General features: G+C 69.9%; 12 protein-coding genes. 6 read left to right on the top strand and 6 right to left on the bottom strand.

Going from position 1 to position 13685, the window contains the following annotated elements:
- Positions 1-143: 143 nt before the first annotated feature.
- Positions 144-638: a TspO/MBR family protein gene (locus EER30_RS42900; protein WP_127507959.1), complete on the bottom strand. Its 495-nt coding sequence runs from the start codon at positions 636-638 to the stop codon at positions 144-146.
- A 114-nt stretch (positions 639-752) separates the two neighbouring features.
- On the opposite strand from EER30_RS42900, the gene EER30_RS42895 reads away from it, so the two are divergent.
- Genes EER30_RS42895 through EER30_RS42875 form a run of 5 tightly spaced genes read left to right on the top strand, consistent with a single transcriptional unit; the run spans position 753 to position 5527 of the window.
- Positions 753-1601 (top strand): S1C family serine protease, encoded by an 849-nt coding sequence (locus EER30_RS42895; RefSeq protein WP_240670678.1) that lies wholly within the window; start codon positions 753-755, stop codon positions 1599-1601.
- Between the two features lie 17 nt (positions 1602-1618).
- Complete coding sequence (locus EER30_RS42890) at positions 1619-2617, top strand: AAA family ATPase (protein ID WP_127507957.1); 999 nt, start codon at positions 1619-1621, stop codon at positions 2615-2617.
- A complete protein-coding gene (locus EER30_RS42885) occupies positions 2617-3504 on the top strand; it encodes a DUF58 domain-containing protein (RefSeq protein WP_127507955.1) in 888 nt (295 codons plus the stop codon). Before EER30_RS42890 ends, EER30_RS42885 begins: the two co-directional genes overlap by 1 nt.
- Positions 3501-4469 carry a VWA domain-containing protein gene (locus EER30_RS42880; RefSeq protein WP_127507954.1) on the top strand — a complete coding sequence of 323 codons (969 nt, stop codon included), beginning with the start codon at positions 3501-3503 and terminating at the stop codon, positions 4467-4469. The genes EER30_RS42885 and EER30_RS42880 overlap by 4 nt, the downstream gene beginning before the upstream one ends.
- Positions 4469-5527 (top strand): vWA domain-containing protein, encoded by a 1059-nt coding sequence (locus tag EER30_RS42875; RefSeq protein WP_127507952.1) that lies wholly within the window; start codon positions 4469-4471, stop codon positions 5525-5527. Before EER30_RS42880 ends, EER30_RS42875 begins: the two co-directional genes overlap by 1 nt.
- A gap of 596 nt (positions 5528-6123) precedes the next feature.
- Here EER30_RS42875 and EER30_RS42870 read toward each other — a convergent pair.
- From EER30_RS42870 to EER30_RS42845, 5 genes are all read right to left on the bottom strand, one after another.
- Positions 6124-7419 (bottom strand): ABC transporter permease, encoded by a 1296-nt coding sequence (locus tag EER30_RS42870; protein WP_127507950.1) that lies wholly within the window; start codon positions 7417-7419, stop codon positions 6124-6126.
- A gap of 1 nt (position 7420) precedes the next feature.
- A complete protein-coding gene (locus EER30_RS42865; RefSeq protein ID WP_127507948.1) occupies positions 7421-8128 on the bottom strand; it encodes an ABC transporter ATP-binding protein in 708 nt (235 codons plus the stop codon).
- Positions 8129-8194: 66 nt separating this feature from the next.
- Complete coding sequence (locus tag EER30_RS42860; protein ID WP_127507946.1) at positions 8195-9364, bottom strand: glycosyltransferase 87 family protein; 1170 nt, start codon at positions 9362-9364, stop codon at positions 8195-8197.
- The gene (gene mptB / locus EER30_RS42855) at positions 9364-10707 is read right to left on the bottom strand and encodes a polyprenol phosphomannose-dependent alpha 1,6 mannosyltransferase MptB (RefSeq protein ID WP_127507944.1); all 1344 of its coding nucleotides are present in this window, start codon (positions 10705-10707) and stop codon (positions 9364-9366) included. Before mptB ends, EER30_RS42860 begins: the two co-directional genes overlap by 1 nt.
- 750 nt (positions 10708-11457) lie before the next feature.
- On the bottom strand, positions 11458-12597 hold the full coding sequence (locus EER30_RS42845; protein WP_240670677.1) for a type III PLP-dependent enzyme: 1140 nt from the start codon (positions 12595-12597) through the stop codon (positions 11458-11460).
- Positions 12598-12732: 135 nt separating this feature from the next.
- Between EER30_RS42845 and EER30_RS42840 the strand changes: the two genes are divergently transcribed.
- The gene (locus EER30_RS42840) at positions 12733-13680 is read left to right on the top strand and encodes a helix-turn-helix domain-containing protein (protein WP_240670676.1); all 948 of its coding nucleotides are present in this window, start codon (positions 12733-12735) and stop codon (positions 13678-13680) included.
- The last annotated feature ends 5 nt before the right edge of the window (positions 13681-13685 follow it).

Genomic DNA, 13685 nt, shown 5'->3' with positions numbered 1-13685 from the left:
ACGTGCGCAGGGCGCATACTGGCGGTGACCTCGTCGGGGGTTTCGGTCGTGTGTGGTAACTCGATCCGAACCCACGACGAGGTTTTTACGTCGCTACGTCCCTCTTCCCGAGTGAGTTAGGTACAGAACTTCTGATCAGGCGCTTAGTTGTTCATCAGCCAGATCGCCAGGTTCAGGGCGGCGGCGTAGGAGACCCAGGCCCAGTACGGCAGCAGGAGCGCGGCGGCGCCGCGGCGGACCCGCCAGAAGGTCACGACCGTGGCGCCGATCAGCAGCCAGAGCACGGCGATGTCGGCGAAGGCCAGACCGTACCGGCCGGCGCCGAAGAAGATCGGCGTCCAGATCGCGTTGAGCGCGAGCTGGGCCGACCAGAGCCACAGCGGCCGGGTGAAGCCCGCGCGCCGCCAGGTCAGCCACCCGGCGAGGGCGATCATCACGTAGAGCACGGTCCAGACCGGGCCGAACAGCCACGACGGGGGTGCCCACGCGGGCTGTTCGAGGCCGTTGTACTCGGCACTGGTGCCCGAGACGCCGAGCCCGCCGATCGCGGCGGCCACGAAAACGGCCAGGCCGAACCAGGCCAGGGCAAGCCGGCGGTGACGGTGCGGGGTACGCAAGGGCAGGGCGGCTTGGGTCATACCCGCGCAATGCCCGCCGCTGGAAGGGACGAAACGGACCACGGCCGGGAACGTCCGGGAAAAGGCGGCCTTCGCTCTGGGGCGACTTCGAGGTTCAGCTCCTACAGTCGATGGATGGAGATGGAGGTGCTCCGCCCCCCGGGCGCCGACGCGACACCACCCACGCCCCCTCCTGAGCCGAAACCGGCCCGGTGGTGGCAAAGACCCGATTTGCGGCGCAAGCTGCTAATCGGCGCGGTGGCGGTCTGGGCCGTCGCGATCACGGCCGTCGTCCTGCTGCGCGACGGCGGCGATCCCGAGGCCGCGGCCCGGGTGCAGCCCACCGCCTCGCCCTCCCCCTCCGACGCCCCGCTCACCGTGCCCGAGGTCTACCAGGCCTTGCGCCCGTCGGTCGTGCTGATCAAGGCGAGCGGCAGCGGGGCCGGCGCCGACAGTGGCACCGGCGTGATCGTCAACGCCGACGGCACCATCCTCACCGCCTTCCACGTGGTCGAGGGGGCCAAGAGCATCACCATCACGTACGCCGACGGCACCGAGTCGCCGGCCGAACTGGCCGGCTCCAGCGCCGCTCAGGACATCGCCACACTCACCCCCGGCAAGCTGCCCGAGACGCTGGTGCCCGCGGTGCTCGGCGGCGGCGCCGCGATCGGCGACGACGTGGTCGCCATCGGCAACCCGCTCGGCCTGGTCGGCACCACCACCAGCGGGGTCGTCTCCGGCCTGCAGCGCACGCTCTCCCGCGAGCGCGGCGGCGACATCGCCGGGCTCATCCAGTTCGACGCGGCGGTCAACCCGGGCAGCTCCGGCGGCCCGCTCATCAACGACCGCGGCCAGGTCGTCGGGGTCGTGGTCGCGCTGGCCAACCCGACCGACGCCGGCACCTTCATCGGCATCGGCTTCGCCGTCCCCATCGGCGCCGCGCTCGGCGCCGGCGAGGGCGACGGGCAAAATCCACCGCTCTGACGACCGAGGACGGACGCATGCCCTACAACTGGACCGACGCCCCGCCCGCCTCGGCCGGCCCGATCGAAAAGGTGCTCTACGAGGTCAAGAAGACCATCGTCGGACAAGACCTGCTGCTCGAGCGGCTGCTCGTGGCCCTGCTCGCGCGCGGGCACATCCTGGTCGAGGGCGTGCCCGGCCTGGCCAAGACGCTCGCCGTGAAGTCGCTGGCCACCTCGATCGGCGGCGACTTCCACCGGGTGCAGTTCACCCCCGACCTGGTGCCGGCCGACATCGTCGGCACCCGCGTCTATCACCAGCCGACCGGCGAGTTCCAGGTGCAGCTCGGCCCGGTCTTCACCAACCTGCTGCTGGCCGACGAGATCAACCGCGCCCCGGCCAAGGTGCAGAGCGCGCTGCTCGAGGTCATGCAGGAACGGCAGGTGACCATCGGCCGCGAGACCCACGCGGTCCCCAACCCGTTCCTGGTCATGGCCACCCAGAACCCGATCGAGACCGAGGGCACCTATCCGCTGCCCGAGGCCCAGGTCGACCGTTTCATGATGAAGGTCGTCGTCGGCTATCCGAGCGTCACCGAGGAGTTCGTCGTCGTCGAACGCGCGCTCAACCCGGCCGCCGTGATCAACCGCATCATTGATCCGGCCACGCTCGTCGGCCTTCAGCAAGAGGCCGACCAGGTGTACGTCGACCCGTCGCTGATCGAGTTCGCGGTGCAGCTCGCCCACGCCACCCGCGATCCCGCGCGCATCGGCCTGACCGACATGGCCCGCTACGTCACCTTCGGCGCCAGTCCCCGATCGTCGATCAGCCTGGTGCTCGCCGGCCGGGCGCTCGCTTTCATCCGCGGCCGCGAATACGTCGTACCGGAAGATCTGACCGACCTGGCCCTCGACGTGCTGCGGCATCGGCTGGTCCTGTCCTACGAGGCACTGTCCGACGAGGTGACCGCCGACGTGATCCTGCAGAAGGTGCTGGCCAACGTGTCGATCCCGGAGCCGGCCGGCCGAGGCCGCTGATGACGTCGGCGCCGGACAGGCTGCTGAGACGGCTCGAGTGGAAGCTCGGGCGGCGCCTCGACGGGCGGCTGCAGGGCTCCTACCGCACGGTGTGGCACGGCGCCGGCCTCGACTTCACCGACCTGCGGCTCTACATGCTCGAGGACGACGTACGGCACATCGACTGGAACGTCACCGCCCGGCTCGACGAACCGTACGTGCGCCAGTACACCGAGGATCGCGAGCTCACCGCGTGGCTGGTGATCGACCGGTCGGCGTCGATGCGGTTCGGCCAGGGCGCGGGCAAGGAGTCGACGGCGACCGAACTCGCGGTCAGCATCGCGCGGCTGGTCTCGCGCGGCGGCAACCGGGTCGGCGCGATCCTCTACGACAACGGCGGCCACCAGGTCATCCCGCCGCGCGGCGGGCGCGACCAGGTTCTGCGCATCACGCGCGAACTGCTGCGGCCCGCTGCCGCGGCCGGCCCGGGGCGCACAACCGATCTCTCCGCCATGCTGCGACTGGCCGCCACCACCACCTCCCGCCGGCGCAGCCTCGTCTTCGTGATGAGCGACTTCATCGGCGACCCCGGCTGGGACCGGCCGCTGGCCATGCTCACCCACCGCCACGAGGTCGTGGTCGTCCGCGTCGTCGACCCGGCCGAGGTCGAACTGCCCGACATCGGCGTGATCCTGGTCGAGGACGCCGAAACCGGCGAACAACTCCTGGTCGACACGAGCGACCCGCTGCTGCGCGGCCGCCTGGCCGAACAGGTCGACGCCCGCGAGGCCGAACTGACCGCCGGCATGCGCCGCGCCGGGGTCAGCGCCCAGCGCATCACAACCGATCAAGACCTGCTCAGCGTGCTGATCGACATGGTCCGACGGTCGGGACGGGAGCGCCGATGAGCTTCCTCTACCCCGCCCTGCTCGCGGTGGCCGCGCTGGTCACGGCCGCAGCCGTGGTGGCGTACGCCCGCCTGCAGAAACGGCGGACAGCGGCGCTCGCCGCGGCGGGCTTCGGCGGCCCGGCCACCCGGCGGGCCGCGCTGCGCCGCCACCTGCCGTACGCCCTGATCCTGTTGGCTCTGCCGATCTTGCTGGTCGGTCTCGCCCGCCCGCAGGCCGAGGTCAGCGTGCCCCACGTGTCGGGCACCGTGCTGCTCGCGTTCGACATCTCGAACAGCATGAAGGCGAACGACGTGTCCCCGACCCGGCTGGCCGCCGCCCAGACCGCGGCGAAACAATTCATCGAGGAACAGCCCGGCACAGTCGACGTCGGCGTGCTCGTCTTCGGCGACCAGGCGCTGCTCACCCAGGCCCCAACCGACGACCACCAAGCCTCCCTGGCCGCGATCAACCGGCTCTCGGCCAGCGGCGGAACGTCGCTCGGCCAGGCAATCCTCGTCGCCCTGGGCACAATCGCCGGCAAACCCGTCACCCTGCCCGCCGAGGGAGCACCGCCCGCCGACCTGGGCTACTGGCCGTCGGCGACAATCGTCGTCTTCTCCGACGGCCAGGAAACCGGCGGCCCCGACGTGACAGCGGCAGCCGAGATGGCGGCAGCAGCGGGCGTACGCATCCAGACCGTCGGCGTCGGCACCGAACGAGGCGCGACCGTCGAGGTGGACGGCTTCCAGCTCGGCACGGCTCTCGACCCGGCCCTGCTCACCACGGTCGCGCAGACGACCGGCGGCGCCTACCTGCCGGCCGGTGACGCGGCGACCCTGGCCGACACGACCAAATCGATCGACCTGCGGCTGACCGCCAAGAAAGAGCCGCTCGAACTGACCGCGCCGTTCGCCGGCGCCGCCCTGCTGCTGCTCATGCTGGGGGCCGTGCTCGGCACCCGCTGGCACGGAAGGATCGTGTGATGTCGTTCAGCTGGCCGTGGGCCCTGACCGCGCTCCTCGCCGTTCCGCTGCTGCTGGCCATCCGCTGGTGGCTCAACCGCCGCCGCAAGCGCGCGGCCGTGACGGTCTCGAGTGTGGCGCTGATCAGGGCCGCCCTGCCGGGACGCACCTCGTGGCGGCGGCGGCTGCCCGCGCTGCTGTTCCTGGCCGGGCTGCTCGCGCTGGGCGGGGCGCTGGCCCGCCCGCAGGCGACAATGTCGATCCCGTCGAACAGCACGTCGATCCTGCTGGCCATCGACGTGTCCGGCTCGATGTGCTCGACCGACGTACAACCCAACCGCTTCTCCGTCGCCACCGACGCCGCCCGCCAATTCGTCGAAAAACAACAGGACGGTACGAGAATCGGGCTGGTCGCCTTCTCGGGAATCTCGGGACTGCTGGTCTCGCCCACGACGGACAAGGGCGCGCTGCTCGACGCGATCGGAACACTCCGGACAGCCCGCGGAACAGCGATCGGCCAGGCGATCCTGACATCGATCGACGCCATCGCCGAGAACAACCCGCGGGTAGCGGCCACCGGAGTCGAACTGAGCGCGCCCGGCCAACTGGGCGACTTCGAACCCGACACGATCGTCGTGCTGACGGACGGCTCGAACACGACGGGCGTGGACCCGGTCATCGCGGCAACCCAGGCGGCGGCCAGGAAAATCCGGGTCTACACGATCGGGTTCGGGACAACGACACCGGCGCCGATGGTCTGCACCGCCGACCAGATCGGCGGCGACTCGCCCTTCGTAGGAGGACGAGGCTGGGGCGGCGGCCGAGGAAGCGGGCGCAATCAGGAGATTGACGAAGACGCGCTGACGCAGGTAGCGGACACGACCGGAGGTCGCTATTTCCGGGCGGAGGACGCTGATCAGCTCGTGGACGTGCTGACCGATCTGCCTCGGGAGTTCAACCTGCGGGAGCAGCGGGTGGAAGTCACGTTCTGGTTCGTTCTGGGGGCTTCGGTGTTGGTGGTTTCCGGGGTTGGGTTGTCGCTCTGGTGGAATCGGGTTCCTGCGCGTCGACGGGATTGAAATTCGTGGCCTTCTTGCGCACGACGGCTGGAGGAAGTGGCGGGGCAGGGGAATGGTCACCGGCCGCTTACTGCAACGTGAGCCAGGCGGTCACCTTACGGGACGTAGTTCGGCTTCCGCGCTGTGGGCACCGTGGGGAATCACGTCACCCTGGCCGGCGCAGGTGGGGGTAAAGGGAACATTCTGTGCCGGTTGCGGTCGGGACGCTTCGCGCCCCTGCGCGCAAAGGGGTTTCAACCGGGTGTGGGGGAATCCCCCCGTTTGCTGGGGAACAGGAGAGGGTCGCTCTCGCCGAGGATTGATGAAGACATCGTCTTCGTAAGTAGGGAGGAAGCGAGCCCTGAGCTGCGGGGGGATCGGGACAGACAAGGATCGCTCTCGCGCGGGGATGGGAACGGGAACGGGCAGGTTGAGGCGTTGTTGCAGCGGGGAAGGGGAGACCGGCCTACTTGGGGACGGGGGACGATCGTGGCGCGAGCGAAGCGAAGCGGGCTCCTACATGGACCCCGGGTTGGGTGATCTCCTCACAACGACAACCAAAGGCAGGTGATCTCCGAGCGTTCGGCCGGGGTCCAGGGGCGGAGCGCTTGGGATCTTCACTCCGCAGCAAGAACCCGCGTCACTCGCTGTCGCAGCCCTGCATAAGCGGGCAGAACCGTCGCTGTCAGTACCAACAGCAAGCTGGCGACGGCCACGGTCAAGGACGGCATGACGCCGGCCCAGCTCCACGCGTGAGTGGCCCAGGCGCCGACGACGCTCGTGACGGCTACGGAGAAAAGCCCCAGTAAAAGAGCGGTGCCGACGTAGATTACCGCCTCGGAGGCGGCGGCTAGCAGGATCAAGCCGGGGGTGCCGCCGGCCGCCACGAGCAGGGCGAACTCCCGCTCGCGGCGACGACTTGACATGAAGATGGTCGCGACCGAGCCCAGGACGGCGAGCAGCAAAGGGCCGCCGATCAGCAGGACGACCGCGCCCGTGGTCAGCGTGGACGAACCCTGACTGGACGCACCGTCGGCTGCGAACAGCCCACCGGCCAGAGCCACCGCGACGACCAAGGGGCCGATCGTGGCGCCTCCGCGGGTGGCAGTGGCGTTGCGGGCCAGATACCAGGCGGCGGACGCGGTGGGCGGCAGCACTGAGGTCCAGGCGCGCACGAATCCGGGCAAGAAGAGAGGGCCGAAGGACACCAGTACGCCTGCGGTCAACGGAGCGATCAACGTCAGAGGGACGGCGGGTGAGGTGCTGCCGGGCAGAGAAGCGGTGATGGCGGCGATGATCGCGACGGCGAGCGAGCCGGTCAGCCAGCGGGCGGGCGTCATGCGGCGGGCCGGAAGGGAAGCCTCACGCAGCGACTGGATCGGCGGGGTGTGGGCGGCTCGGCCTGCGGCGCGGGACCCGCCGATGGTGATCACGACGGCTACGAACAAGATCACGGGCAGGGCGCCGGACAGCGTGAACCGCGGGTGCAAGGCCGACAAATCTGGCGAGCCGGTGAACGCGTACGCGTAAAGGGGTTGGAGGATCGGGAGGGCGGCCGCGCAGCCGAGGACCGCGCCGAGCAGGGAGACGGCCAGGAGTTGAGTGGTCACGATCAGGCGGATCCGGGCGGGGGTCAGGCCGATCAGCTGCCAGAGGGCGTACGCGCGCTGTTGCAGGGTGACGGTCAGGGTGGTGACTGTGCCTACGACTATCAGCGCGGTGATGACGGTCAGGGCGGCGATCGTGCCGCTGATGCCGTAGAGGGCCAGGGCCGTGGTGCCCCCGGCGGAGAGGGCAGTCTCGATGTCGCTGGCCACCATCGCGCCGACGGTGGCTGCGGCTGCGGCGATGAGCAGGGCGCCGAGCCAGACGCGGGCGTTCGCGGTCAGGTCGCTGACGATCAGGCGGAGCATCTCAGGAGGCTCCGGCCACCGCGGCGAAGACGTCGTCGGGGTGCGGATGGGTCAGTTCGCGGTGGATAGCGCCGTCGCGCAGGACGAGCACGCGGTCGGCGCGGGCGGCTGCCTCCAGGTCGTGGGTCACCATCACCACCGATCGTTCACGGGCCACGCCGGCCAGCAGGTCGAGGACTCGGGTGCCTGATTCGGTGTCGAGTGCTCCGGTCGGCTCGTCGGCGAAGACCACGTCGGGGCGTACGGCCAGAACGCGGGCTATGGCTACTCGCTGTTGCTGACCGCCCGAGAGCGCGGCCGGACGGTAGGAGGCGCGGTCGGCCAGTCCCACCTGGGCGAGGGCGTCGTCGGGGTTGACGCGGCGGCGGGCCAGCCGGGCGGGAAGGGCGACGTTCTCGCGGGCGGTCAGGGACGGGATCAGGTTGTACGACTGGAAGATGAACCCGACGTGGTCACGGCGGAGCTTGGCCAGCGCGCCCCGGCTCGCCGTTCCGACGTCCTGGCCGAGGACCCGCACGCGGCCGGTCGTCGCCGGTTCAAGGCCGGACATGCAGTAGAGCAGGGTCGACTTGCCCGAGCCGCTCGGCCCGACCACGGCGAGGAACTCGCCCGGCGCGACCTGGAGGGTGATGCCGCGCAGCACGGGCACGACTCCGCCGTCGGCGGCCGGGAAAGACTTGGTGAGGTTCTCGACCTCGACTACGGGCATGCCGCCGATCGTGTCAGCGGAAACGGGCGTGGGCATCGGTAGATCGACTTGCGAGAATCGCGCCCGTTACGCGGCCTGGCCGATCCTGCGCCGCGAAATGTCGCTTTCACGGCGATCGGGGGCAGCCGGCGGCGCCACGCGGCTCACGAAGATCAGCAGGCCGACGCTGATCCAGACGTACGTGTTGCTGCCCAGGGCGGCGAGCCATCCGTCCGAGCCGGCCCACCACAGCCACACCACGCTGCTGCTCAGCACGACGTAGGCAGCCGCGAGCGCGATCAGCCGAGGCCGTGAACGGGATCTGAGGGCCTCCGAGGTCAGCAGGAACAGCGGCGGGAGCAGCCAGACCAGGTGGTGCACCCAGGTCACCGGGCTGATCAGGCACGCGACCACGCCGGTGACGGCAAAACCCACAGCCAGAGAGGGCGTACGTCGTACGCAGAGGAACCAGAAGGCCAGGACGACCAGCACGGCGGCCAGCCACCAGGTCGACGGCAGGTCGAGGCGGGCCGCCACACCGCGCAGGGACTGGTTGGAGACGTACTCGAGCTGGCCGACACGGCCGGTGTCCCAGAGGGCGCCCAGCCAGAAGCGCTGCGACGTCGCCGGGTCGACGGCCGCGGCGAGCAGGGTGGCACCGGCCGCGGTGACGGTCGCCGTGACGGCCGCGCGATATTGCCGGGTGACCAGCAGGTAGCCGATGAAGACCGCCGGGGTCAGCTTGATCGCCGAGGCCAGGCCGATGCCGGCACCCGCCCAGCGCCGGCCGGTGACGAGCGCGCGGTGGTCGGCCCAGACCAGCGCGAGCAGGACGAGGTTGACCTGCCCGAAGCTGAACGTGTCACGGGCCGGCTCGAAGACCAGGATCGCCAGGAAGACCAGCGCGCCGACGAACCACATCGGACCGTTGTGCCGGCGGACGATCGGGGCCGCGAACCAGCGCAGCAGCAGAACGACGGCGCCGGTGTTGAGGACGACACTGAACGCGACGGCGACCGGCCAGCTCATCAACGCGAGCGGGCTGAACACCAGGGCAGCGAAAGGCGGATATGTGAAGCCGTACTCGGTGCCGTTGTAGAGGAAATCGTAGAGCTCGTCGCCGTCGACCAGCCAGGAATGCACGGCGCCGCGATAGACGCCGAGGTCGAAGAACTCGCGGAACGTCGGCACGGTCACGAGGAAAACGCCCACGGCGAGAGCCGCCGCGGAAACGATGGCGATGCGGCGGGCGGTCATCAGGCGGCCACCGGGCGCACGCCCAGAGAGACGCCGAGCCGTACGCCGAAGAAGATCGCCACCCCGGCCAGCACACCCATCGTGGCCAGCAGGAACTCCTCAAGGTCGACGGCGTATCCGTCGGGCAGCACGACCAGGGCCAGCACCGCGCAGGCCAGGGCCAGCACGTGACGGATCCAGCGTTGGACGGGCGCGGCCGCGAGAGGCACCAGGGCCCAGGTCAGATACCAGGGGCGAAGGGCCGGGCCGAACGCGACGACCGCCACCAGCACGACGCCGAGACCATAGAGCGGTCCGAGCCGGTCGATCGACGCCCACACCAGACCGGCGACGACCACCGTGGCCAGCACGCCCAGCCAGCGCCACAGATCGAGTACGAAGGTCTCGCCGACGCCGTCGTCGCGCAGCAGGCCGGCCGTCGCCCGGCCGAGCACGCTGGTCAGCGACAGGTTGTGCGGCGAGATCGGAGTCTTCAGAGCGGCGACCCAGCCGTAGCCGGTGCCCGCGATCTGAGTGAAGAACGCCGTCGCCGCGGCGGCGACGGCACCGACCGAAAGCACGGCGCGCCACCGGGAGGCGTACGTCGACCAGATCATCGCGACCGCCACCAGGCCGAGCGCCGCCGGAGCCTTGACCAGCGCGGCCGCGACAACGAGCAGCGTCGCGCCGACCGGATGCCACCGGACCGCGGCCGCCAGCCCCGCCGCCAGCAGCCCGACCATGAGAGCGTCGTTGTGCGCGCCCGCGATGAAGTGGATCAGCACGAGCGGGTTGAGCACAGCCAGCCACAACGCGGACGAGGGCCGTACCCCCGCGGCCCGGGCCAGAATCGGAACGGCGCAGGCCAGCAGCGCCAGCCCGGCCACCGCGAGCAGGCGCATGGCGATCACGCTGAGAAGCAGATGCCCCTTGGCGCTGACCAACCCGGCCAACACCAGGAAGACCGGCCCGTACGGGCTTGGCGTGTGCTGCCACATCTCGGGGACCTGCGCCGCGAGCAGCCCGCCGAGCTGCGACGGCCCGACCCGATAGACGTCGAATCCCTCACCGAGCAGCACGCCCTGCGCGACGTAGCTGTACACGTCCCGGCTGAACAGCGGCGGCGCGACCAGCAACGGCCCGGCCCACAACGCGAGCGTCGGCCAGACCTTCTGTTCGGCGTGCCGCCCGTGCCACCAGGCGAGCAGCAGCAACGCCAGCCCGCCGTAGACCGCGACGAGCCCGATCCGCACATGCGTGAGCCCCGCGAAGAACGGCACCCCCACGGGCAGCGCTCCAGCCCCGAACCCACCCGCCGCAACCAGGCAGGCCCCGGCAAACCCGGTGGCACGCGATGTGAACACCGCAGCACCCTCTCAATAGTGGGTAAAGCCCCGCCGTCCCCCAAATGACGCCCCGATGGCAGCCCACAGTCCGCCAAGATCTCCACCCCAGCCCGAACGGCCCCCGGCAGACCAGACCAGGCCGGGCCGGGCCGGGCCGGGCCGGACTGGACTGGGCCGGGCCGGACTGGGCCGGACTGGGCTGGGCCGGACTGGGCTGGGCCGGACTGGGCTGGGCCGGACTGGGCCGGACTGGGCTGGGCCGGACTGGGCTGGGCCGGACTGGGCTGGGCCGGGCGGACTCGGCCGGGCGGACTCGGCCGGGCGGACTCGGCCGGGCGGACTCGGCCGGGCGGACTGGGGGTTGAGGGCGCGACCAACTCAGCCGGGCGGGCTGGACTGGACCTGAGCCACCCAGCGCAACCACTCACCCCGCATCCCATGCCAGCTCACCATCCGGGTCACAACCACCACCCGCCAACTTTCGCGAGCTCGCTACTCGGGCCGCGGCCACCACCCCCTAATGTGCGCGAAGGCGCTGCCCGAGAACGACCCGGGCGGTCGTCGTCAATGACTTGGGCCCGGTTTCCGACGCCGTGGGGTTTGCGGCGTTGGAAACCGGGCCCAAGTCATTGACCTAAAAGACGACCGCCCCCGCGGAGCGAAGCGGAGCCAGCAAGCTCAGCAGCCGCGTGCAACCAGCCCAACCACCACCCTGCACACGTGCAACCAGCCCAACCACCAGGCTGGTGGCGCGGACTCACACCCCTCTCACCGAATAACCGTCCGCAACGGAGGCAGCCCGTTGAACCCCACAGACGAATAAGTAGCCGTATAAGCCCCAGTCCCCAGAATCTGGATCACCTCGCCGGCCGCCAGGTCCAGCGGGAGATCGTAAGGGGCGTGTTGGTAGAGAATGTCCACACTGTCGCAGGTGGGCCCGGCTAGGATCACCGGCCCTGACGGCCCGTCCCGCGCCGTAGACAATTCGTACTGAATAGCCTCATCCTCCGTCTCAGCGAGCCCCCCGAACCTCCCCACATCCAAATAAACCCACCGCGGTTCGTCCGAGTAGGACTTCCGAGCGACCAGCACCACCTCGGCGTGGAGCACCCCAGCGGGCGCAGCGATGAACCGCCCCGGCTCGATCATCACAGCCGGCCCGACATTTCTGAAATGTCGGCGAAGAGCCGCGTGGATGGCATCCGCATAGGCAGAGATCGGCGCGACCGGCGTCCGATAGGAGACCGGAAACCCACCCCCCGCGTTGAGGATCCGCAACTCGATCCCCACCCGCCGGAGCTGCCGGAAAATCTGCGCCACGGTGCCGATGCTCGGCTCCCACCGATCCGGATGAAGCTGCTGCGACCCCACATGAAACGCGATCCCGGCCGGGTCCAGCCCTCGCCCGGCCGCCACTTTCATCAGGTCGACAGCCATCTCGGGCACACACCCGAACTTCCGGCTCAACGGCCACCGCGCCCCATCGCTGGAGGCCAGCACCCGGCACAACACGGAAGCCCCCGGCGCGTGCGTAACGATCTTGTCCAACTCCCCCTCGCTGTCGAACGCGAAGAGACGAACCCCGCGCGAGTAGGCGTACGCGATGTCCTCGCTCTTCTTGATCGGATGCCCGTAACTGAGATCGTCCGGCGATGCCCCCGCGGCCAGGCAGAGATCGATCTCAGCCCGGCTGGCCACGTCAAACTTGCACCCCGCGGCGGCCAGAACTCGAAGAAGTGGCAGCTCAGGGTTGGCTTTGACGGCGTAGTGCACTCCCGCCCCGGCAAAGGCGGACGCGATCTCCTCGTACTGTGATCGCGCCACGTCGACGTCGATCACCAGGCACGGTGTCTGTTCGGTGCCGGCGGCCATCGCCGGCGTTCTTGGCGATTCTTCGGTCACTGTCATGGCTTCGGTGTCCTCATCGATGACGGGGCAGCGACGACACTCAGCGTACTTCCGTCGATGCGTTCCGTGCTGAATCGGTTCGTGAGCAGGCACATGTCACAGTCCACGCCATGATGAAAGATCTAAGGTAAGCGCGTGTCCGATCGGCTTGATCTGCTGTCCACCCCGGAGCAGCACGCATATCGCCTGCTGGTGCGCATGGCCGGGGCGGCGTCCACGGATCTCGCGTCGCAGGCCGGCCTCGATGCCTCCGAGGCGACGGCCCTGCTCGAGGCCCTCCACCGTAAGGGCCTGGCGACCGCCGGGCCCATCTTCCACGCCCTGCCGGCCGACGTCGCGCTGGGCGACACGCTGTTGCGCGAGCAGCAGGCCCTCGAGTCGGCGCGGCAGCTGGTGGCCTCGCTCAGCGAGGAGTACCGCACAAACACCCGCCGCCGGAGCTCCGACCATCTCGTCGAGGTGCTGGTCGGTGGGCAGGCGCTGCGCGACCGGCTGCGCGAGATGCAGGATTCGGCACGGGACGAGATTCTGTGGTTCTGCCGGGCCAATCCGATAGCGATGCAGGGCCCGGACAATTCCGAGGAGTCCCCGGCGCTGGAACGCGGGGTCCGCTACCGGGCGATCTACGAGCGCGAGCTGCTCGAGAAGCCGGGTGAGCTGGACAGCATCGTCGACGCGATGAAGATGGGCGAACTCTCCCGCACACTTCCGGTTCTTCCCGTACGGCTGGCGATCGCTGATCGAAGTTTTGCGATCTGCCCGCTCGTGCCCGATGCCGCCCGCGGCGTCGGGGAGCCCACCGCGGCGCTGATCCGCCCCAGTGAGCTCCTCGACGCCCTGGTCGCCCTCTTCGAGAGCTACTGGGAGCGCGCCACCCCGCTGCTACCGGACGGCAGCGAGGAGGAGCCTGACAAGTTGCTGTTGTCGCTGTTCGTCGCCGGGTTGCCGGACAAGTCCATCGCCACCCAGCTCGGGGTCAGCCGCAGGACGGTCCAGCGCCGCCTTGACCGGCTGATGGAGGCGGCCGGTGTGGACACCCGGGCGGGCCTGGCCTTCCAGACCGCCCGGCGTGGCTGGCTGTAGGCCGG

Origin of the sequence: Actinoplanes solisilvae (genome assembly GCF_003999975.1) — a bacterium.
Lineage (GTDB): Bacteria > Actinomycetota > Actinomycetes > Mycobacteriales > Micromonosporaceae > Actinoplanes > Actinoplanes solisilvae.
Note: the sequence above shows the minus strand (reverse complement) of the source record. Positions and strands in the feature narration are given on the sequence as shown.

Bases quoted from the DNA above. Each gene is read 5' to 3' on its own strand.
- EER30_RS42860 (WP_127507946.1), bottom strand. From the start codon at position 9,364: ATGACCGCCCGCCGCATCGCCATCGTTTCCGCGGCGGCTCTCGCCGTG.
- EER30_RS42895 (WP_240670678.1), top strand. From the start codon at position 753: ATGGAGATGGAGGTGCTCCGCCCCCCGGGCGCCGACGCGACACCACCC.
- EER30_RS42845 (WP_240670677.1), bottom strand. From the start codon at position 12,597: ATGACAGTGACCGAAGAATCGCCAAGAACGCCGGCGATGGCCGCCGGC.
- EER30_RS42890 (WP_127507957.1), top strand. From the start codon at position 1,619: ATGCCCTACAACTGGACCGACGCCCCGCCCGCCTCGGCCGGCCCGATC.
- EER30_RS42885 (WP_127507955.1), top strand. From the start codon at position 2,617: ATGACGTCGGCGCCGGACAGGCTGCTGAGACGGCTCGAGTGGAAGCTC.
- EER30_RS42870 (WP_127507950.1), bottom strand. From the start codon at position 7,419: ATGCTCCGCCTGATCGTCAGCGACCTGACCGCGAACGCCCGCGTCTGG.
- EER30_RS42900 (WP_127507959.1), bottom strand. From the start codon at position 638: ATGACCCAAGCCGCCCTGCCCTTGCGTACCCCGCACCGTCACCGCCGG.
- EER30_RS42875 (WP_127507952.1), top strand. From the start codon at position 4,469: ATGTCGTTCAGCTGGCCGTGGGCCCTGACCGCGCTCCTCGCCGTTCCG.
- EER30_RS42865 (WP_127507948.1), bottom strand. From the start codon at position 8,128: ATGCCCGTAGTCGAGGTCGAGAACCTCACCAAGTCTTTCCCGGCCGCC.
- EER30_RS42880 (WP_127507954.1), top strand. From the start codon at position 3,501: ATGAGCTTCCTCTACCCCGCCCTGCTCGCGGTGGCCGCGCTGGTCACG.